General features: G+C 71.8%; 1 rRNA gene. It reads right to left on the bottom strand.

The annotated features are described in order from the left end of the window. Positions 1–49: 49 nt before the first annotated feature. Positions 50–165, bottom strand: a 5S ribosomal RNA gene (gene rrf / locus DXC67_RS10180). Positions 166–340 lie beyond the last annotated feature (175 nt).

The raw sequence follows: 340 nt of genomic DNA, 5'->3' as shown, positions 1-340 counted from the left end.
CGAGGCCTCCCCCTTCTTCAAGTCATCCGACGGCTCGGTGCCGTCCACCGGTCAGCGGCGCCCTGGCCTCCCACGGGCTGGCCCCGCAGTACTCTCGGCGCGATGGGGCTTAGCTTCCGGGTTCGGAACGGGACCGGGCGTGCCCCCCATGCTCTGGCCGCTGACCGGTGGGCGGCGCCCACCGTTACGGTGTCCGGTATCGCATACACGTGCCCTGGGGGCCGCATGGCGCATAGGGGAGGTGACTCGGGGGCATCCTCGTGCCCGGACCGCGCTTCAGAGCGCATGTCCCGCGGGCCGCGAGGTGCGGTTCCGGAAGAGCTCGGGCGATTAGTGCGGC

It is taken from the genome of Collinsella sp. TF07-1 (assembly GCF_003437235.1).
Taxonomy (GTDB): Bacteria; Actinomycetota; Coriobacteriia; order Coriobacteriales; family Coriobacteriaceae; genus Collinsella.
Note: the sequence above shows the minus strand (reverse complement) of the source record. Positions and strands in the feature narration are given on the sequence as shown.